The 19,901-nt window shown below is 59.3% G+C and carries 15 protein-coding genes; 5 read left to right on the forward strand and 10 right to left on the reverse strand.

Features of this window, described 5'->3' with window-relative positions; all coding sequences use genetic code 11:
• The first annotated feature begins 20 nt into the window (after positions 1 to 20).
• Both EI293_RS00500 and EI293_RS00505 read left to right on the forward strand, forming a co-directional pair.
• Positions 21 to 1,253, forward strand: a complete 1,233-nt coding sequence (locus tag EI293_RS00500) for an S-adenosylmethionine:tRNA ribosyltransferase-isomerase (protein WP_125434666.1) — start codon at positions 21 to 23, stop codon at positions 1,251 to 1,253.
• A gap of 108 nt (positions 1,254 to 1,361) precedes the next feature.
• Positions 1,362 to 1,679 carry a hypothetical protein gene (locus tag EI293_RS00505; RefSeq protein ID WP_044002837.1) on the forward strand — a complete coding sequence of 106 codons (318 nt, stop codon included), beginning with the start codon at positions 1,362 to 1,364 and terminating at the stop codon, positions 1,677 to 1,679.
• A 74-nt stretch (positions 1,680 to 1,753) separates the two neighbouring features.
• Here the strand turns inward: EI293_RS00505 and EI293_RS00510 are convergent, their stop codons facing one another.
• The gene (locus EI293_RS00510; protein WP_125434668.1) at positions 1,754 to 4,354 is read right to left on the reverse strand and encodes a M14 family metallopeptidase; all 2,601 of its coding nucleotides are present in this window, start codon (positions 4,352 to 4,354) and stop codon (positions 1,754 to 1,756) included.
• A 483-nt stretch (positions 4,355 to 4,837) separates the two neighbouring features.
• Entirely contained in the window at positions 4,838 to 5,098 is a 261-nt protein-coding gene (locus EI293_RS00515) for a hypothetical protein (protein ID WP_125434670.1), read from the reverse strand.
• A gap of 162 nt (positions 5,099 to 5,260) precedes the next feature.
• On the opposite strand from EI293_RS00515, the gene EI293_RS00520 reads away from it, so the two are divergent.
• Entirely contained in the window at positions 5,261 to 5,740 is a 480-nt protein-coding gene (locus EI293_RS00520) for a hypothetical protein (protein ID WP_125434672.1), read from the forward strand.
• A gap of 78 nt (positions 5,741 to 5,818) precedes the next feature.
• Here the strand turns inward: EI293_RS00520 and EI293_RS00525 are convergent, their stop codons facing one another.
• Together EI293_RS00525 and EI293_RS00530 are read right to left on the reverse strand one after the other, a co-directional pair.
• On the reverse strand, positions 5,819 to 7,219 hold the full coding sequence (locus EI293_RS00525; protein WP_125434674.1) for a RagB/SusD family nutrient uptake outer membrane protein: 1,401 nt from the start codon (positions 7,217 to 7,219) through the stop codon (positions 5,819 to 5,821).
• A gap of 25 nt (positions 7,220 to 7,244) precedes the next feature.
• Positions 7,245 to 10,307: a SusC/RagA family TonB-linked outer membrane protein gene (locus EI293_RS00530; protein WP_125434676.1), complete on the reverse strand. Its 3,063-nt coding sequence runs from the start codon at positions 10,305 to 10,307 to the stop codon at positions 7,245 to 7,247.
• A gap of 305 nt (positions 10,308 to 10,612) precedes the next feature.
• Between EI293_RS00530 and EI293_RS00535 the strand changes: the two genes are divergently transcribed.
• Positions 10,613 to 11,788, forward strand: a complete 1,176-nt coding sequence (locus tag EI293_RS00535) for a ribonuclease D (RefSeq protein ID WP_125434678.1) — start codon at positions 10,613 to 10,615, stop codon at positions 11,786 to 11,788.
• 80 nt (positions 11,789 to 11,868) lie between these two features.
• On the opposite strand, the gene EI293_RS00540 is transcribed toward EI293_RS00535, so the two are convergent.
• Positions 11,869 to 12,195, reverse strand: a complete 327-nt coding sequence (locus tag EI293_RS00540) for a nucleotide pyrophosphohydrolase (protein ID WP_125434680.1) — start codon at positions 12,193 to 12,195, stop codon at positions 11,869 to 11,871.
• A 52-nt stretch (positions 12,196 to 12,247) separates the two neighbouring features.
• Entirely contained in the window at positions 12,248 to 12,700 is a 453-nt protein-coding gene (gene dtd, locus EI293_RS00545; protein WP_125434682.1) for a D-aminoacyl-tRNA deacylase, read from the reverse strand.
• Between the two features lie 143 nt (positions 12,701 to 12,843).
• Here dtd and EI293_RS00550 point away from each other — a divergent pair, with 143 nt between their 5' ends.
• Positions 12,844 to 14,328, forward strand: a complete 1,485-nt coding sequence (locus tag EI293_RS00550) for a hypothetical protein (protein WP_125434684.1) — start codon at positions 12,844 to 12,846, stop codon at positions 14,326 to 14,328.
• 74 nt (positions 14,329 to 14,402) lie between these two features.
• Here EI293_RS00550 and EI293_RS00555 read toward each other — a convergent pair whose 3' ends face one another.
• The 4 genes from EI293_RS00555 to EI293_RS00570 all read right to left on the reverse strand — a co-directional run bounded on the left by EI293_RS00555 (position 14,403) and on the right by EI293_RS00570 (position 19,764).
• Positions 14,403 to 15,809, reverse strand: coding sequence for a hypothetical protein (locus EI293_RS00555; RefSeq protein ID WP_125434686.1), 1,407 nt, complete (start codon positions 15,807 to 15,809; stop codon positions 14,403 to 14,405).
• An 18-nt stretch (positions 15,810 to 15,827) separates the two neighbouring features.
• Positions 15,828 to 17,033, reverse strand: coding sequence for an OmpP1/FadL family transporter (locus EI293_RS00560; protein WP_170170187.1), 1,206 nt, complete (start codon positions 17,031 to 17,033; stop codon positions 15,828 to 15,830).
• A gap of 137 nt (positions 17,034 to 17,170) precedes the next feature.
• Positions 17,171 to 18,205, reverse strand: coding sequence for an endolytic transglycosylase MltG (gene mltG / locus EI293_RS00565; protein ID WP_125434690.1), 1,035 nt, complete (start codon positions 18,203 to 18,205; stop codon positions 17,171 to 17,173).
• A 74-nt stretch (positions 18,206 to 18,279) separates the two neighbouring features.
• Positions 18,280 to 19,764, reverse strand: a complete 1,485-nt coding sequence (locus EI293_RS00570; RefSeq protein WP_125434692.1) for a helix-turn-helix domain-containing protein — start codon at positions 19,762 to 19,764, stop codon at positions 18,280 to 18,282.
• Between the last annotated feature and the right edge of the window lie 137 nt (positions 19,765 to 19,901).

Raw genomic sequence — 19,901 nt, forward strand, 5'->3', positions numbered from 1 at the left:
CGGGCATTACCTTTGTGGTCATGTCAGTTCTGCCTCCCGACCCGCGTCAGCTCTCTATTCACGACTTCACCTACCAGCTGCCTCCCGAGCGCATTGCCCCGGAGCCGCTACCCAATCGGGACCAATCGAAGCTGTTGCTGTACCAGCAGGGCAGCATAGCTGACCGGCAGTTTCAGGAACTGCCCGCGCTGCTGCCGGCCGGTAGCCTCCTGGTTTTCAATGACACCAAGGTGGTGCGGGCCCGCCTGTTCGCACGAAGGCCTACGGGTGGGATGGTAGAGCTGTTTTGCCTGGAGCCGGTAGCGCCCTACCAGGCCATTGAGCCCGCCATGCAACAAACGAGCAGCTGCGTGTGGAAATGCCTGGTGGGCAATGGGCGGCGGTGGAAGGAGGGTCCCGTAACGCTGGAGTTTGAAGCCCTCGGCCAACCGGCGCTGCTGACCGCCGAGCGGGTCGAACAGCACGACGGTTACGCGCTGATTCGGTTTAGCTGGGAGCCGGCAGTCCTGCCATTCGCCGAGGTACTGCATGGAGCGGGCCACCTGCCGCTTCCCCCTTACCTCAACCGCGCCGATACCGACGTGGATGCCGTGCGCTACCAAACGGTGTACGCAGCCCACGAGGGAGCGGTGGCTGCTCCTACTGCCGGCCTGCACTTCTCCGAGGCGGTACTGGCAGAGCTGACGGAACGGCAAATTTCGGCCGCCCGCGTAACGCTACACGTTGGCGCGGGCACTTTTCAGCCCGTTAAGGCGGAGCACATGGCGGCCCATGCCATGCACGGAGAGCCAATCAGCGTGACGGCGGCTACGTTGCGGCAGCTGCTGGCTCATTTGCCCCAGCCAATTATTCCGGTAGGCACCACCAGTCTGCGCACGTTGGAAAGTCTGTACTGGCTGGGCGCACGCCTGGTGCAGCACCCGGACGCAGAACCTATTTGGCACGTCAGTCAATGGCAGCCGTACGAAGAACAGCGGGAAATACCCGTGGAAGATGCCTTAACCGCGCTGCTTCGCCAGTTGGAGACAACCGGTTCCGATACGCTTCATGCCACTACCCAGTTATTGATTGCGCCCGGCTACCAGTTCCGGCTGGTGCGCGGCCTCATCACCAATTTCCATCAGCCGGAAAGCACCCTGCTGCTGCTGGTAGCTGCTTTGCTCGGCCCCGGCTGGCGGCAGGTATACCAGCATGCACTGGAAAACAACTATCGTTTTCTGAGCTACGGCGACTCTTCCCTGTTGCTTTCGTAGCGCGGGTGCAGGCAGCGTAATCGGTTGGTATCACGAGGGAGAGTAAAACTATTTTTTGCAGGACCGTATAAGGACGCAGAACCTAGTTTTCTCAATCAGACTCTCCTCATGAAAAAGATAATGCTCCTGGCCGCCGCCGTAGTTTTCTCGACGGCCGCCTTCGCTCAAGGTGATAAAACAACCGTACGTGACGAAACCACCGGTGCCAAAACCACCGTTTCGGAGCGCGACAACGGTACGGTAAAAGTAGAGTCCCGCACGGGCCGCACTAAAGCCGGTCAGAAGGCCTACAACACCAAGGAAGATGTGAAGTACGCCGGCAAGAAAACGGGTAACGCCGTAGAGCGGGGTGCCAAAAAAACCGGTAGCGCCGTGAAAAAAGGTGCTAAAGCCGTTAAAAACAAAACGGAAGACGTAGTAGACTAGTCTACTATGTAACCAAGCAAAAGGCCCCGCCAACTCAGTTGGCGGGGCCTTTTGCTTAGCTGCAATTCTCGCTTCTATTGCCCGACGATAAACACGGCGTTGCCAAACAGCAGCTTGCCGCCCTGCCAGAACGCGCGGAACAGCGGATTGTCGCCGAGGTAGATAACCTGGCCCCGTCCCATATCCTGGGTACCGAGTACGAAGCTGTCGGTGAGGGCGCGCTGGGCGCGGCGGCCGGCAAAGCCGGACGCGTAGCTGTCCTTCTTCAGTACGCCTACGTTCCAGCCGCCTTTGGGCAGGAAACGATAGTTGGGAATATCCCGCAGCAAGGCGTAATACGTTTCGCCATAGCCAAACGCCAACGGGTGGGTATTATCGAGCTGGACTCGGTAAACGCTGCCCTGCACCCGTTCCCCGATTTCCTCCCGCTCGGCATCGGCGTAGCGGCGTAGGGCGGTGTAAGGGTTGGCTTTTTTGCCGGTGGCCGCCGTATCAGCCGGCTTGGTTTTGAGCAGGAAATCCTTGTTGCCAGCCAGAAAGCGGGATGCTCCTTCGAGGGCAATGAGACGACCACCGCCGCGCACCCACGTCTTCACATTTTCGAGGCCGCGCTCCGTTAGTACATCATCATATCTGCCATCGGGCAGCACCAGCACATCAAACTTGCTTAGCGGAACACTGTTGAAATAATCCGTTCCCAGCACTGTTACGGGGTACCCCACCTGCTGCTCAAAGAAGTGCCAGACTTCCCCAAAAGCAGTAGCATCAATACCGGGGCCGGCCAGAATGGCTACGCTAGGCATTTTGAGAGGCCGCACGGAGCGGGAGCCAAGGTCGCCGCCGGTGGTAGACAACCCTGATTGCACAGCCTGCACCATCACCCCCGCCGAGTCGGCCTGGGCGTGTACCAGTTGGTCGAAGCGCGTGCCCAGCCGCTCGTTGCCAGTGCGCGGAATGATCAGGGTGCCGCGCTGGTACTTCTGCCCTTCCGTTTCGAAAGGCTCATCTGCTACCCGCATCTTCACGCCCTGCTGCATCAGCCGGCTCAGGAACCGAACATCCTGGAGGTTGTTCCAGCGCGCCAGATACGCATAGGGCCGGTCGGCGGCAGGTTGGGTTTCAGTTGGGGCGGGGGCAGCCTTCCCGCCTTTCTCCACTACCGTAGCCACCGCGGGCGGCGCGCTGGCCGTAGCTACCTGGCCTTTCAGGGCGTAGCCTTTCAGGCCGAAGGCATAAGGCAATGACCAAGCCGTGAGGTCGTAGGTAAGCGAATCCTCCAGCTGGGCCTGGGGCTCGAACAGCACCTTTACCAACGTTGACTTGGGCTGATACATGCTGATGACCACGTCGCGGGGCTCCAGCTGCACGGCTTCGGTTTTGCCGGTGGTGTAGTTGTAGCCACTCTGGCGGCTGCGTTTGGCCGCAAAGCCGTAGCTGATCTGCTGCCGGTCGAGGTACTGGGTGAGGGCCCGCACCTGGCCGGGGTCGGAGGAGCCCGCCAGCACGTAGGATTTATACTCGCCCTTCGGCTTGGTGCGGGCGTCGGTATAGAACTTCTGAAACTGCTGAATCAGCTCCTCATGGCGGTCGGAAGCGGCCTGCATGGTGGCCAGGCTGGTGGCGTGGTGGTGCTCAATGCGCTGCGTCAGCGTCAGCGTATCGCCATCGGCTTTGGCGTAGCTCACGCCGGCCGGGCCGCCGCCGCCCTGCTCGTAGGTCATGCCAATGGCCCCGTTGAAGCTGGGCCAGGTGTCGCCGTAGAAAGGCGCGAACAGGTCGTAGGTTTCGCGGGTGAAGTACAGCCAGTTGTTCTTATCAAAGACTTTCCGGTTGTAGTCGCCGATGATGTTCTGAAACTTGCGCTGCCACTCCGTGAGGTCGGCGTGAAAGGGCTTGGCTGCCGGCGAAAAGTAGTACGGAGCCGAAGGACCCATTTCGTGGTAATCGGCGTGTACCTGGGGCAGCCACTGGTTATACACCACAATGCGCTGCCGGCTTTCCTGCTGGGTTTGCCAGGCCCAGTCGCGGTTCAAGTCAAAGTAGTAATGGTTGTAGCGGCCACCGGGCCAGGGCTCATGGTGCTCCCAGCTCAGGGGCGAGGAGTTGGGCCGCTGATTGGCCACGCGGTTATACCACTGTGCATACCGGTCACGGCCGTCGGGGTTCACGCAGGGGTCCACAATGACCACTATGTTTTGCAGCCATTGCTGAACCTGCTGGTTCTGGGGGTCGGCCAGATCGTAGAGTACCTGCATCACCGCCTCAGAAGACACCGCTTCGTTGCCGTGTACGTTGTAGCTGAGCCACACCACGGCTGGCTGCTTAGTGGCGGCGGCGCCCGTTTCCAGCCCCGCCAGCCGCAGGTTATTGCGCCGGATATCCTCCAGGTTGGTCATGTTCCCGGCCGAAGCCACGTACACCAGCTCCAGCGGACGATTTTCGTAGGTGCGGCCGTAACGCTGCTGTTTCATGCGGCCGGGGCTATGCTGCACTACATGGTCGACGTAGCGCAACAGCTCGGCGTGAGGCGTGAAGCGCGTGCCTAGCTCATAGCCCAGGAACTGCCGGGGCGTAAGCAGCGGCACATCGGCCAGCGCGGCCTGGGCAAATGCGCCCGGGGCTAGCAGCAACCCAAACAGAAACAGACAGATAATCCGGGAGTAGTTTTTTCTCACAGAACAGACGATAAGGCCGCCGAAACCGGCGGCGTGAAACAGGATGTCAGACCCAAAGAGACGAGAACCAACGCAGCAAAAGACGTAATTCTACGCTTCTGAATGCATCCTTCTTTTCGTCAATCGGCATTCTATTTTCTCCGTTCCTGCTTTTCAGCCACTATATCTGCTTTACACCACTACTTATAGCAATTTCGCGAACGGTGTAGAGACGCGACACTTCGCGTCTTCTGGTGCGCCGCCTCACCGAGGGCGTTTAACGCGGAAACGCGAAGTGTCGCGTCTCTACAGCACACGTACAGCGTTTACGAAACAGCTATATCTGGCTGCACCTGGCTTATTGCTTGGCGATGCTACTGCCACTGGCTGCACCTATTTCAAGTAAGCAGTGCAGGCACTGAAAAAGAGCGTGCGAGGTGTAGTATTCAACGCGGGCTAATAGCTCGCATTGAATACTACACCTCGCACAGTGTTGCATGCAGCTTACAACCGGGCTACGTTGGCATAGTCGAGCTCGAATGGCTTTGTTGCTATTTCGTGCCGCACTTTTTCTACCACTCCTCGTCCAAACAGGCTGATACCGGCATTAAATACTACCAGTGCCACGGTGCCAGCGGCTACCCACTCTGAAGTAGGGCGGCCATTACGTTTCTTATCGGCGGCCCATTGTACCAGGCAGCTGCCCAGACCAATGGTCATCAGGCCAGCCGGGGCAAAAGTCAACCATTTTTCCTTGTGCGTCATCGGGAATGCAGGAGAGTAAGTAAAAGAGATGCAGAGGTTGGGAAGCCTGCTGCCAGTGGCAGCGGCTTCACCTTACACAATCGTACCTTTGTGCTGTGGGGTTACGTCAGACCTCAACTATATTTTGCCAGACCGCCCTGGGCTGGCTTATTTGGCCTTTTCATGCTTGTTCCTCCTTACCAGCGGCTGCTTCAGCTGGCTTTCCCACAGGAAGCCGATGCCACCCGTTACCTCCATCCTACCACCACAGCCGCCTACCGCACGTTTGAGCAGGCCGGCCCCGCCGATATTGCCTACCGCTTCGAGCGGGTGCGCCTGGGGGTAGCCATGTCCCTGATGAAGCTGCTCTCCGACCTGGGCGACCTGCAGGAAGCCCGCGCGGTGCTGGACGTATTGCACAAGGCCCTGAAGGCTCCTTCCGTAGCCGCTATCGACGCAAGCATCCACAAGGAAGCCAACACCTTCGAGAAGCTCTACACCAACCTGTACGTGAACGAAGAGGGCGAGCAGTTGCTGAACCTCTTTGAGCGCGCCCTCGACGCGGATTCCCAGCCTTTGATGGACGATGTAATCCGGGAAGCCCTACGCCTGGCCCCGCAGCTTGATTTTACGCACCTGAGCGAAGAGGACGAAGACGAATAAACCATCCGTTTTTACGCTGAAAAAGGCCGCTCCGGTATCCGGATCGGCCTTTTTTGACAGTTGAGATATCCCAGCGGTTTAGTTGTATCCCTCGTTCTGGGGTAAGGAATTACCCAGGTTGATTTCGTACTGTGGAATAGGCAAAACGCGCGCAGGAATGGTTGATGGCTGCGTGCCCACATTACGGCCGGTACGGCGATAATCATGGATGCGGAAGCCCTCATACGCCAGCTCCAACTCTCGTTCCTTGAGAACATCATCCAGGGTAACCTGCGCGAGCGGTGTGGCTCCGGCACGTTGCCGCAACTCGTTGACGTCCTCTAGGGGAGTAGCGCCAATGGTAGTACCGAGCCGTTGGTTGGCTTCGGCCCGGATCAGGTACATTTCCGCCAGCCGGATTACCGGAATGTTTTGCCCCTGGCTATTCCACTTGAACGAACGCAAAATATTGGGTCGAACAGCGTCGCCGAGGTAGATCAGGCCTTCTCCTATTGCGGCCTGCCGGCCCCGTAGGTCGGTGGCTTCGTATTGCCCGGCAAAAGCCGCTACAACGGCAATATCCGCCCGGCCCTGGTAGCCCACCGATTTGCCCGAGTAGAAAGTAGATAAGCCGTCGTTGCCGTTGTTCGAGTTGTTCTGATCGTTCTGCAGTACCTCCAGCAAGGACTCCGGGCTTCCTTTGGTTGTGAATGCCGTGAGTACCGAGGCGTTGAGCGAAGCCCCACTGTTGCTGATTACCTCATTGGCCAGGGTGCGGGCAGCGGCGTACTCGCCCAGTTGCAAGCGTACGCGCGCCAGCAGAGCAGTGGCGTCATACGTATCAAACCGTCCGGCATCAGCCTCTTCAGGGAGCTTTTGAATAGCCGCTTCCATATCGGCAATTATCTGGTTGTATACCTCCCGCACGGAGGCCCGGGGCAGCCGCACGGAAGATTCGGCCACGGTGGTTACCGGGTTGAGGGAAATAGGAATACCCTGGGGGCTGCTGATGTTCGGCTGGCCATACAACCGTACCAGCTCAAAGTACATGAGTCCCCGCATCAACTGCATTTCGCCCTCGATTTCGGTTCTCCGGGTGTTATTGGTGAAGGTTATCCGGCTTACCCCATCCAGCACTAAGTTGCTGATGTTAATCAGGCGGTAGCCTTCCTGCCAGGTACGCAAAACGTCGGCGTTTACAGTTGTGATCTGCGCCGTAGCCATTTCCCTGAACGACTGAAACGTCCCTTGCCATGACAGGTAGCCGGAACCAGCTAATAGATCAGGGACCAGAATCAGGTTGTTGCCATACAGGCCCCCGGCAAACAGGCGGGAGTAGGCCCCCGTTACGGCAGTTTCAACGCTTGGCTGGTCGCTCAAAGCGGTTTCCGCCGGAATCTGCTGTTCAGGCTCAAGCTCTAGTTGCTTCTCGCAGGAAGCCAGTATACCACCGCCCAGCAACAAAGCAACCAGGGCAGCGTGAAGTGTTATCTTTTTCATCGAATTACAATCAGAAAGTGACGTTCTAGAATCCTACGTTGATGCCAACCAGCCACGTTTTGGCCAGTGGCGGCGTGTAGAAATCATGGCCCAGCAGGTAGTTCACTGCCGCGCCGTTCAGGCCGGAGGTATTCACTTCCGGGTCGTAGCCGGTGTAGTTGGTAATGGTTATCAGGTTTTGGCCGGTCACGTACACGCGCACGTTCTGCATTCCGGCCGCCGAGGTCAAAGTTTTCGGCAGGTTGTACGCCAGCGTCAGGTTTTTGAAACGGAAGAAAGAGCCGTCCTGAATCCAGCGGGAAGAAGCACCCGTGCCATTTCCTTCGAGCAAGCGGGCCTGTGGCACATCGGTGATGTCACCGGCTTTCTGCCACCGCTTCAACTGGTCTACCGTCTGGTTATCGAAGTAGTCGCCGTTGGCCGACTGGTACAAACCGGCAATGTTGTACAGGTCGTTGCCGTAGGTAAACTGCGTGAGCAGGTTCAGCTCAAAGCCTTTATAGGACCACGTATTCGACAAACCACCGGTGAATTTGGGGTTAGGATTGCCCAGCCGTACGTTGGCCGCACTGTTGTACAGGTTGGTCGTGCTCCGGTTGAGCGAGCCATCCGCGTTGGACGTGTTCAGATAATACAGCGCATCCCCGTTCTCCGGATCGACGCCGGCATACTCCCGGCCCCAGAATACGCCAATGGGTTCTCCTTCGCGCACCCGGCCGAGGTTGCGCGAACCGGAAACCAGCTCCTGCCCTTCTAAATCGGTTACTTTATTGCGGTTGAACGAGATATTGAAGTTGGTTGACCACTTAAACTCCTTGTCAATGTTGCGGGTATTGACGGATACCTCCAGGCCTTTATTGTTGAGCTTACCAAGGTTGCGGGTCACCAACTGATAGCCGCCGGTCAGGGGCAATTGCTGATTCAGCAACAGGTCGGTTGTGTTCTTCTGGTACACATCCACTTCCCCGGTAATCCGGTCGTTGAAAAAGCCGAAATCCAACCCCAGGTTAGCCTGGCGGGTATTCTCCCAGGTCAGCTCGTTATTACCGAGCGTAGTCAGCGGAATAATACCCGGCTGCGTGTCATACTGGCTACCGGCGTAAAGCGTCCGGGAAGAGAAGTTGCCGATTTCCGCGTTACCCGTTACGCCGTAGCTGGCCCGTAGCTTAATCAGGCTGATAACCGCGTTATCCTGCAGGAAAGCTTCATCGGAGAGCACCCAGCCCAGTGAGCCGGCCGGGAAGTATCCCCAGCGGTTGTCTCGCCCGAAGCGGGAAGAAGCATCAGCCCGCACGCTAACGGAAGCCAGGTACCGGTTGCGGAAGGTATAGTTGACCCGGCTCAGCAACGACACGAAGGAATAGCCAGTACCAGAACTCCCGCTACCCGATGTAAAGCGGGCCGCCGACGCTATCCGCCGAAAGTTATCATTGGGAAAGCCCTGGCCCTCAACGGCCGTCTGATCCTGGTCGAAACGCTGGAACGTAAAGCCACCAAGGGCCTCCAGTGTATGCTCCGTACCAAACGTTTTCAGCCAGGTAGCCGTGTTGTTGGTGGTATAGTTTACGGCCTGTACCTGATTACTGTAGCCGTACCCCTGCCCGGCCGCGTCGTTGGTGAAACGGCTGTAATACTGCTCTTCCCGCAGGTTCAGGATGTCGCCCCCGAACTCCGAGCGAAGAATCAAGCCTTTAATAGGCTCGTAACTCAGGAACACATTGCTAAGAATGCGGTAGTTGCCCGACTGGTTATTGTTCCGGTTAGAAGCTACCAGCGCGTTTTCATAGAGCAAAGAGCGGTTGAAGCCCGTTGGATCAGCCGCGTTGTAGGGCGACTGCATGGGCGGCATGGCGTTCAGCTGCAACGGGTTGGTGAAGGCATTGTCATCCGCTACCCGATCATTCATCGAACGGGTTAGCGAGAAATTGATACCCACCTTCACTTTCTCCGAAATGGAGTGGTCCAGATTGGTCCGAATGGAGCCCCGCCGGTAACGGTTGCCGATAATAATGCCTTTCTGATCATTATACGAGGCACTCAGGTAGAAGCGCGTTTTGGCATCTCCCCCGCTCACGTTGGCATCGTACTGCATCACCTGGCCTTTCCGGAAGGCCAGCTCATTCCAGGGCGTGTCGTTGTTCGCGTCAAAATCACTGCCAGCAAAGTAGGAGAAAACGTCCTGTGGAGTGTCGTTTTCAGTAAACCCATAATCCTCGCGCAGAATGGAGCCAGGGGTAGTCAGGCCATAGTTGATGGACTCGGTAAACAGCTCGCGGTACTCCGAAGCATTCAGAAATTTACGGATACGGGTTGCTTTACTCGTGCCAAAATACGCGCCCACGTTTACCCGCGTAGTGCCCTGACGGCCCTTCTTGGTGGTTACCAGAATTACCCCGTTAGAGCCCCGGGAGCCGTAAATAGCCGCTGAAGCAGCATCCTTCAACACCGTGATATTCTCAATATCATTGGGGTTAAGGTCAGCCAGCGGATTTATCGGCTCCGAAGAACCAAGACCTAAGTCCTGGGAGGTTACCGGAATGCCATCAATTACATAGAGCGGCTGGTTAGAGGCACTAATGGACGATGAGCCCCGCACCCGGATCTGGACGCCGGCCCCCAGCTTACCGGAGCCCTGGTTAATCTGCACACCCGGCGTACGTCCCTGAATAGCCTGTTCAAAGCTAACGGTCGGCACATTTTCTACGTCCTTACTGCCCAGTTGCGTGACAGCGCCCGTCAACTCGCGTTTGGTCTGCGTGCCGTAGCCCACTACTACGGCCTCCCCGAGTTCATTAGCTGCGGTTTTCAGGGTAGCCGCCACGCTGGTCCGGTCCCCGACCACCAGGTTCTGGGTTTCAAATCCGATGGAGCTTAGCACCAGCGTAGCACCGGGTTGTACGCTTAGCGTAAAACTTCCGTCCGTCGCCGTGCTGGTGCCATTGGAAGTGCCCCGCTCCAGCACCGTAACCCCGGGCAAGCCCGTACCCGCCGCATCCGTTACCCGGCCGCTTACGGTACGCGTCTGAGCCGCGGCAGTAGCGGCGAAAAGCACTCCACAGCTAAGTGGAATCAAGTATTTGTGTTTCATACAACCAAGCCCTCCTTGAGGCCGATTAGAGTGAAAAAAATCCGGGGCAGCTCCCCGGTAAAAGAAATTCAAGTCCGTAAGGTAATAGAGTTTCATTGTCTAACCTGAATATTCCCTGTGACAAGGCATTCGAATAAACACATTTTATAGGCAATTAGAGTGTTTTGCGAGGCCTTTTCCCATCTTACTAGCCAGCTCAGTATCCTGCTCAGGGCGGGCGGGTGGTTTCAGACTTGCCCACTCCCTACCTTTACTCCAACCTGCCGGACAGTTCCCGGCCCTTCACATTCCGACCTGTACTATTAATGCCTGATATCCAGTATATCACCGAAGCCGCCGCAGTTGCCCAGGCAGCTGAGGCCCTGCAGCAACGGCCCCGCGTGGGCATCGACCTGGAGTTTGACGACATGCGCCACCGGTACGGCCGCAACCTCGCCCTGATTCAGATTTTTGACGGCGAAATCGTTTACCTGATTGATCCGCTGCCCCTTACCAACCCGGCCCACGACCTGGAGCCGCTGTGGGCCATCCTGCGCGACCCGGCGGTGGAAAAGGTCTTCCACAGCTGCAAGTCCGATATTCTGCTCCTCGATGAGCTGTACGATGTGCATGTGCGCAACATCATCGACACGAGCGTGCAGTACACGCTGCTGGCCGAAGCCGACAACAACATTTCCCTGGGCCGCCTGATTCAGCAGGAATTGGGTCTGGAGGTAGATAAAGGCGAGCAGAAATCGAACTGGCTGAAACGGCCGCTGACGGAAGCACAGAAACTGTACGCCGCCAACGACGTGCTCTACCTGTTCGAACTGACGGACCGCCTGCAGGCCAAGCTGGCCGCGCTGGGCCGCACGGCGTGGTCGGAGCAGGAAAACCAGGCACTGGAAGAAGTGCGCTACACCCGCGACGAGCGGCCTTACCTACGCTTGGCGGGCAAATACCGCATTCAGCCCCAGGAGTTGCCTATGTTCCGCGACCTGTTTCTGCTGCGTGATGAGGTAGCCCGCCACATCGACCGGCCTTCGTACATGGTAGCCAGCAACGACCGGCTGGCCGAGCTGACCCGGCTGCCCGTTACCAGCTCCGGCCATTTGCGCAACGCTCCCGGCCTGCACCCTGAGCTAAAACGCAGCCCCTTTGCTGAGCGCCTCGTGGAACTGGCCAACGAAGACCGCCCCGCCGAGCCGGTTCTGCCGGCCGAGCAGCGCCGCTTCCCATTCCGCCGCCGGCTCACCGGCGCCAAAGCCGCTCAGGCCGATGCCCGTGAAGCCTTGTTGCTGGCCCTGAAAAACCACCTGGCCGAAGACCAAAGCCCCATTATGGCGAATCTGGTCCTCAGCAACCGGCTCATTGCCGATATTATTGAGCAGGGGGCCGACCAGACGCTCCGGCCCTGGCAGCATGCCTTGCTACAAGAAACGGCCCAAAAGCACGAGCTGGACTTTCAGCAGATTGCCCGCCCCTTCGACCTGCAGGGGTAACGGAAGCAGCATAACCAGAAACGGCCGCCCGATATAGCATCGGGCGGCCGTTTCTGGTTATGCTGCATGGCAGGCCGTACTTACTTCAGCTTTTCGTTCTGCTGATGGCGGGTAGCATCGCGCTGGGTTTTCTTGAGGAGGTTGCGTTGCAGGGCTTCGGTCAGGTTGATGCCAGTTTGATTGGCCAGACAGATGACCACAAATAGCACGTCAGCCAGCTCATCGGCCAGCACTTTGTCTTTGTCGGATTCCTTGAACGACTGCTCCCCGTACTGCCGGGCAATGATGCGGGCCACTTCTCCCACTTCCTCGGTCAGCATGGCCATATTGGTCAGCTCATTAAAGTACCGAACCCCAGTAGTCTGAATCCAATGGTCGACGGTTTGCTGGGCTTCTTCGATAGTCATATGGCGGAGATGTTGCGAAACGAAGACGTAAGGTACAGGCAAACCACCTAGCTCAGTGTTTCTCCGGCGAGTCCAGCACAATGGTTACGGGGCCGTCGTTGAGCAGCTCTACCTGCATATCGGCCCCAAACTCACCGGTAGCTACGGCCCGGCCCAGGAGGTTACTCACTAGCTGTACAAACTGCTCGTAGAGTGGAATGGCAACGGGTGGCGGGGCGGCCCCGGTATAGCTGGGCCGGTTTCCCTTGCGGGCGTCGGCAAGCAGCGTAAACTGGCTTACGACCAGAACTTCTCCGCCAATGTCCTGCACTGAGCGGTTCATCTTCCCTTCCTCATCGGAGAAGATGCGCATCTGCACCAGTTTGCGGGCCATCCAGTCCAAGCGGACGGCGTTATCATCGGGGGCGAAGCCGGCCAGAACCAGCAGCCCGGGGCCAATCTGGCCGGTAAGGCGGCCTTCCACAGTCACGCTGGCCTGCCGGACACGTTGCAGCACGATGCGCATAAGGAAATCAGGGTAATTTGCGGGAGATAAGAAAGCGGCAAGTACGGTGGTATTGGCCGTAATCAGCACTATTCCGGTGCAATAACTCTCATGAGCTAACTGTTTCGGCCCATCTTTTCCTACTTCTTTCCGCCTCGTACGTCTTGCCTCGGACTTGCTCTTTTCTTACTCAGCATCACCTGCTCTGGCTGATAGCGGCGCTACTGCTGCTGTTACCCATTCGGCTGCACGGGCTGGCAGCAGCGGCCCTGCCCGATTACGACTCGGTACGGAACTGGCAGATTGTGCAGGAAATAGCCCAGGGCCAGTTGCAGCACCTGTTTCACCACGGCAGCCCCGCCTTCGCGCTGGTGTATGCGCCCGTGGCGTGGTTTACCACTGACTACCGCGTTTTCCAGCACCTGAACGCCGGGGTAGCCGTGGCCGCGGTGGGGCCGCTGGCTTGGTTTGTAGCGCGGGAAGCGCGGTTGAGCGGCTGGCAAACCGGCCTGCTGGTATTGCTGATGGGCACCAGTGTGTTCCTCACCTTTTCCGGCCGCGACTTCACGATGAGTGCCTGGAGCCTGCTGTGTTTTGCCGGATTACTGAGGGCCTATTATCAACGGTTGCACTTTCCGGCCTCCGGCACGTTATACCGCGTCGGTATCTGGCTGCTGCTGGGCTTGTGCTTCAACTATAAATTCCTGCTCACACTGCCCGTGCTGGCCGTGCTGGAATGGTGGCGGGCCGATGGGTTGCTGTGGCAGAACGGGCACTGGTGGCGCCTCCTAGGGTTGTTGGCTCTACCTTATCTGGTGCTGGGCACGGTGGGCGTAGTGGCCGGCTTACCCTGGTATCTGTGGCCGGCTATTTACTATAAAGTGGCCTTTCCGGATGCTGCCAACGCCGCCGGCCGCGCGGCTACGCTCCACCCCGACTTTCTGTATTACCTGCGTTACCTCCGCGACTTTGAATCGGGGTTAGTGTGGGTGGGCCTGCTGGGCCCGGTGCTACTGCTGCGGCGGTTGCGGCGGGGTATGCCGCCCGGGTTGGAGCTGTATCTGGCCGTGTGGGGCTGGTGCTTGCTGGCGGGAATGTCGTTGCTGGTAAAGGCGCCCCGGGGGTTGCTCTGGGCCTACGGACTGTGGTATGCTTTAGGCCTGCTGCAACTGCGGCGGCTACCGACTCTGGCCCTGGCCGGCGTATTACTGGCTGCCATCGGCCTCAACCTCTTTCGGATTCAGCAGGAAATCTACGCGTATTCGCCTACCAGCTACCCGGCCGTGGCCAACTGGCTGCGGGCTCATGCGGCCGGTTCGGTGGCCAGTTCCGTGGGTCTGGGCCTGGCTCCGTTTCGAGCCCCTAACGACACAGTGCGGGTGATTATGCGGGAACAGGACCTGTCCGCCCTGCGCCGCCGAGGGTACCGCTACGTATTACTTGATGCGTATTGGCGCGTTACCAATGTGCGGCAGTTCCGGCAATTACAGCAGCTGCCAGCCGTGGCAGCATGGCCGGAGCCGATGCTGACGTCGCCCCTGCTGTTTCTGGAGCACTCCGAATTCACGGGCTTAGGCTACGAGGAAACCCTGGGTCTGCAACGAGTTGCCCGCCAGGATAGCATCCAGCTGCGGCTACTCACCCTCTGAAACAAGGTGGGTATAACGCAAACCGGCCCCGCTGAGCGGAGCCGGTTTCTATGGGCAGTTATCTGGCAGACCAGCTACTGAGGCCGCGCCGTGGTAGGCAGACTGTTCGGATCAACGAACGGAATATTTGCCTGGTAGCTGTTATTGATGGTTTTGATAAATGCGTTAGCCAGCAGGGCATTGCCCCGGGGCGTGAGCGAGTACAGGTCGAGCGAGAAGAAATTGCCCCGCACCGGCTCCGAGGAATACTCCACTCCGTTTACCGAAATGCGCTTGTTTACCTGGAAGAACAACTCGTTTTCCAGATCCACGGTGGGCAGCAGGTACACTTTATCGGCCAGGCGTTTCAGTTCCGTATTGAGGGCCAGCAGCGGCGAGTTCACCCGGCTGAATTCGGTGTAGTCGAGCACGTCGCGGCGCACGATGGGGTTGCGTTTGCTCAGGCCGTAGCGGGCCGTAACAACAGTACCATTGGGCAGCGTGACCTGCTCCGCCGCACCCAGCCGGCTAAGACCTGCGGGCAGAATAAAGTCACCGGCATCAATCGGCCGCACAATATTGGCAATGGAGGACCGCACATAGATGGAGTCCGGGCTTTTTCCCTGCGTCAGGGTTCCCCGAATGCCGTCTTTGCCTCCCAGCCGCAGTACGGGCAGGTTCTGAATAGTAGGCAACAAAGCAATTACCCCCTTCCGGCCGTTGGCCGTGAGGCGGTCCAGCACCTTTTTGGCATTGGCATTCAGCAGCGAGCTGCTGGGAGCCGTGCCGCACTCGCCACCATTCAGGATATAGGGCAGCGCATCCCCCAGGCCCATGAAGAAGGTAAAGAACGTGGCATTGGCCGAGGCATCGGTTACCGTTTGTAGGTAGGTCCGGTTGTCGTTGGTGGGCAGCAGACGCTCAAAATACGGGTTAAAAGTACCCGTGCGCGACTGGTTGGCCGTGTTGCCCAAGCCGGCTACTTCCACCTGCGTCAGACCCAGGCCCGGTACTCCCAGGTTCTGGCTGAGGGCCGAGGCGGGAGCCTGCGCGTACAGAAACGTTGTATCGGCCCCACCGCAGGCAGCTGGGTTGGCAATGTAGTTCCCGCGCACCGCCCGGCCTTTCGTTACACGGGTAGTCTGGGGCAGGCCCAACGCATCAATACCGCGCAGGGTGAGGTAGCCCGTACCGGTACCGGCCGGCAGCAGCCCCTGAGTGAAAACAGCCGGGGGGTTGATGCGAATGAACTGCTGCGCCAGCAGTGCCGGATACGCATACTGCTGGCTGGTGGCCGTCAGACCACCGTCGCTGATGCCCGCCGTATAGCCGTCGCCGACGGCCAGATATTTCGCTACGTCCAGCGTGCCGGCAGTCGGCGTGGGCTCCGATTGGTCGGGCGTGCAGCCGGCCAGCAGGCTGCCCACAGCTAATGGCAGAAGCGCGTACCGCATCGACTGGCGAAACGTCAGCCCCGAAAAGTGAAGATGAAAGCGTTGCATGGGGAAGGTCGGTAGCGGTTATTTCTTGGAGCCGAACGAATACGATACCCCGGCGGCCAGGGTGTGCACCATGGTGCGGTAGGTACCGGCAATGTTGGGCGACTGGTACTGCGTGCGGTTCACGCGGGCGGTGCGGTTGCCGGCCACATCCAGGCTGTAGCCCAGGTCCAGCATCACTTTGCTGAGGCGCAGACTCACGCCCAGCGCGCCGCCAAGCCGGTTGCCATCGGGCAGCTCCGGCGAAATGTACTCGTCGCGCACCGGCGACTCGTCGTAGCTCACGCCGGCCCGCAGCAGCAGGTCTTTCGAAACTTCATACTCCCCACCCACCCGGAAGGCCATGGCGTCTTCGTAGCGGCGGCCGTTGCGCACGCGCGGACCGGTCTGGGCTTCAAAGTTGAGTGAATCGTAGCTGCTCCAGCCGGTCAGGGCAAAGTCGAACGTAACCAGCAGCTTATCGGTCATCTGATCAGCCAGCCCCACTGCCAACGACGACGGCAGCTTTACCTCTGTATTGAAGCCGGAATTGGCCGGATACCGGTCAGCGTCCAGAGCGGGCACATTCTGGTATTCGGCGGTGCCATTATCCACCTTCAGCGTTACCGGGCCCCGGAAGCTGATACCGAAAGACAGGTCTTCGCCGGTGCGGCCGTACATGCCCAGGTTGTAGCCCAGGCCACTGCCGCTGCCTTCGTAGCGGGCCGTGGCCTCCAGGTCATCGTACTGGCCCAGGCTCCGCTCCCGCTTGAGGCTGCCGTGGGCGTAAATGACGCCGGCTCCCAGGCTGAAGTTGTCATTCACCTTGAAAGCGGCAGTGGGCTGCACAAACAGCGTCTGCATGCTGGCCGAGCGCACTACGCTGCTGCCTTCCCAGAAGGACGGCCACTTGGTATCATAGCCGAAGGGGGTGTTAATGCTCAGGCCCACCTTCACCCGGTCGTTGATGGGGTGCGTGGCGTAGAAATACCCGCCGGGCATCACCGCAAAATCCTGCTTGGTCTGCCGCCGGGAATCGGTACCCAGAAATGAGGTGGTGCGGGCCGTGCCCATACCGCCGAAGCTCAGGTGCGTGAGCGAATCGAGGTGGCCCAGAATGCCGGGGTTGTAGAAGATACCGGAAGGGTCACGGGAGTAGGCCGTGGCGGCCCCGCCCAGGCCGAGCAGGCGGGCATTCTGGGGGCCATTTTGGAAACCGCCAGCCGAGGCCGCGTACGAAAGAAACAAGAAACCAACAGGGAGGAAACGTCGCGTCATGCAGGCAGTTTTTCGGATAATAGGCTGCAAAGGTAGCTGGAATTCAGCTGAGTTGAGAGCCGAATATTGCACGCGCAAGATTGACTACGGGGCTACTTTTTTGCTTCCTACCGCTTGATGCCCAGACTATCTAGGCGCTGCTGGTAGCGGCGCGCATTCTGCTTGTGCTCGGCGTAGGTGGCCGCAAAATCAGAGAAGCCGCTGCCGTCGGGGCGGGCGCAGAAGAATACGTAGTCGTGGCGGGCCGGCTTGAGCACCGCGTCGAGCGTCTGGCGGTTGGCGGAGGTGATGGGGCCGGGCGGCAGACCTTTGTGCTTGTAGGTATTGTAGGGCGAGTCCACCAGCTTGTCCTTATTCAGCACCCGTTTCACTCCAAAGTTGCCGATGGCCCAGAGCAGCGTGGGGTCGGCCTGCAGGCGCATGCCCCGGCGCAGGCGGTTGAGGTAGGCCCCGGCAATGAGCGGCTTATCGGTTTTCTGGGCAGTTTCACGCTGCACAATGCTGGCCAGCACGTGCACTTCAGTAGGACTGAGCCCCAGCGAATCGGCCTGACGCCGGCGCTCCGGCGTCCAGAAGCGGCGGTGCGTGGCGGCGGCCGAGTCGAGGAACTGCCGGGCCGAGGTGTTCCAGAGCAGGCGGTAAGGGCCGGGTAGGAACATGGTCAGCACGGTGGTGGTATCAAGCTGGTACCGCCGCTGCAAGTCGGTGTTGTCCTGCAGCAGGCGGCGCAGGCCCACCGAGTCGGTTTCGAGCTGGCGGGCTACCTGCCGGGCTAGCTGGGGCTTGTACTTGAAGGCATCGAGGGTGAAAGCCACCGTATCCTGCTCACCCCGGCTCAGCATTTCCACCAGCGCCCGGTTACCCAGCCCCGGCCGCAACAGGTAGCGGCCCGGCTGCACCCGGGCCGGATAATTCTGCCAGCGCGCCACTCTATCAAAGTTGGCTTCGTCGTGCAGCAGCTCGTATTTACGTAAGGAATCGAGCACCGCCCCGTAATCGGCACCCGTGCGGATGTACAGATACGCCGGCCCAAACGCCGAGTATCGCACGTTGGGCTTCCAGAGCATGTACCACGCCCCGCCCAGCCCTGCCAGCACAGCAACGCTCAGGGTCAGCAGGAAAATCAGCCAGAATTTACGCAAGCATTGGATGGGTTACGCTGTCATCCTGAGCAGAATGACGACAGTTCACTTTTCAGGATAACCGCAATATCGCCTTACTGATTCACTAACGCGGCCACGGCGGCTTCCAGCTCCTGCTGGCGCTGGCGGCGTTCCACTTCCACGGGGGCAGCGGCGCGCACCTCACAGTTCGGGATGGTACACCGCTCGCAGGTTTCGTTGACCTCCTTCTGCACAATGGCCGCATCATCGAGAAAACGGACCTTCTGGCGCAGGTTATCGTCGCAGAGCAGGCCCACGGTCACGCTCACGGCGGGCTCGGTGGCCGAGCCGCCGCGGGCCAGCGTCAGGCACAGGTACTCGTCGCCGTTGGGGTAGAGGGAGCGTTGCGCGCCCAGGGTGTAGTTGGGCGCATCGGGGGTGGCGGGCTGCTGGCGCAGCTCGGCAATCATGCGCAGGGAAATCCAGCGGCGGCAGTAGTGCTCGTGCAGCTCGTTGCCGTGGGGGTTGTGCAGACGCGAGAGGTGCAGCTCCTTGGTGAGCTTGAAGGCGGCCGAGGAGTTGGCTTGGTCGAAGCGCAAAAAGAACAGGCTCTGGATGCCGAAATGGCGCGGCAGCAGGTTGGTGATGCGCTGCATGAACATCTCCGGCGACACATCGTACTTGGCCAACAGCTCCAGCAGCAAAGCCGGCTCCCACTTTTTGGCGTTGAAAAAGCGCGTCAGGTCGCGCACCAGCGTTTCCTCCTCCATCAGCAACGCCCCGGCAAAGTAACTGGCCTTGAAGTTGTTGAGCACTTCCTCGAAGGAGCGCACCGGGAAGGAGGCATTCACGTAGGGCCGCTCCTTGAGGCCCACGTAGTTGAAGGCCACCTCGCGGCCCAACACAAAGCCTTCCTGCGCCCCGCTCAGCCCCTGCCGCAGCAGCAGCCGCCGCGACTTAGGCTGAAACACCGACCGCAGCCGCCCCAGGTGCAGGTACTCATCCAGCCCGGCGCGGTCCAGGGTGTAGCCGTACTTGTCCATCAGCACGCGCTCCAGCTGGGTGCGGTCGAAGGGCGCGGCGGCGGGCAGCTTGTGCTCCACCAGAAACGTGCGCACGTCCTGCTCCAGCTCCTCAAAGTAGTTGTCGTGCATCTCCTGGAAGGAGCGCAGCGCGGCCAGGAAAAAGTGCTCCTGGCGCATCTCGTAGTTGCGGGCAATTTCGAAAAGCGTGCTGATGAAGGCGTTCATCTTGGCCGGCGCGTCGGCAATGAGCTCCACGATGCGCAGCGGGTCCAGCCCGAACATATCCAGCGGAAACTCCTTGAGCAGGTCCGACTGTAGCAGCTCGGAAATGGGCTCCAGGCGGCGGCTCAGCGTCAGCGACGTGAGCTGGTCGTAGGTCACGCCCAGCACTTTGCTCAGGCTCAGAATCTTGTCGGCCTTGGGGTACTTCTTGCCCTTCTCAATCTCATTGAGGTACGACACCGAGACGTCGCAGGCGCGGGCCAGCTCGGCGGGCGTAAAGCCGCGCTCCTGGCGCAGCTCGCGCAGCTTCAGGCCAAAAATTAACCGGACAACCTGGCCGTGACTCAGCATTAGGGGAAGGTGGTAAAGTACAAGGAGGGCAAAATAGCGCAACTGGAGCAGGAAAAGCGTGCTGTGTTTGCACGCCCGCCGCTGTTCCCCGCAGTACTGCGCAAATCTACGCCTTTGTACTTGTTCTGAAAAATTAG

It is taken from the genome of Hymenobacter perfusus, from assembly GCF_003944765.1.
Taxonomy (GTDB): domain Bacteria; phylum Bacteroidota; class Bacteroidia; order Cytophagales; family Hymenobacteraceae; genus Hymenobacter; species Hymenobacter perfusus.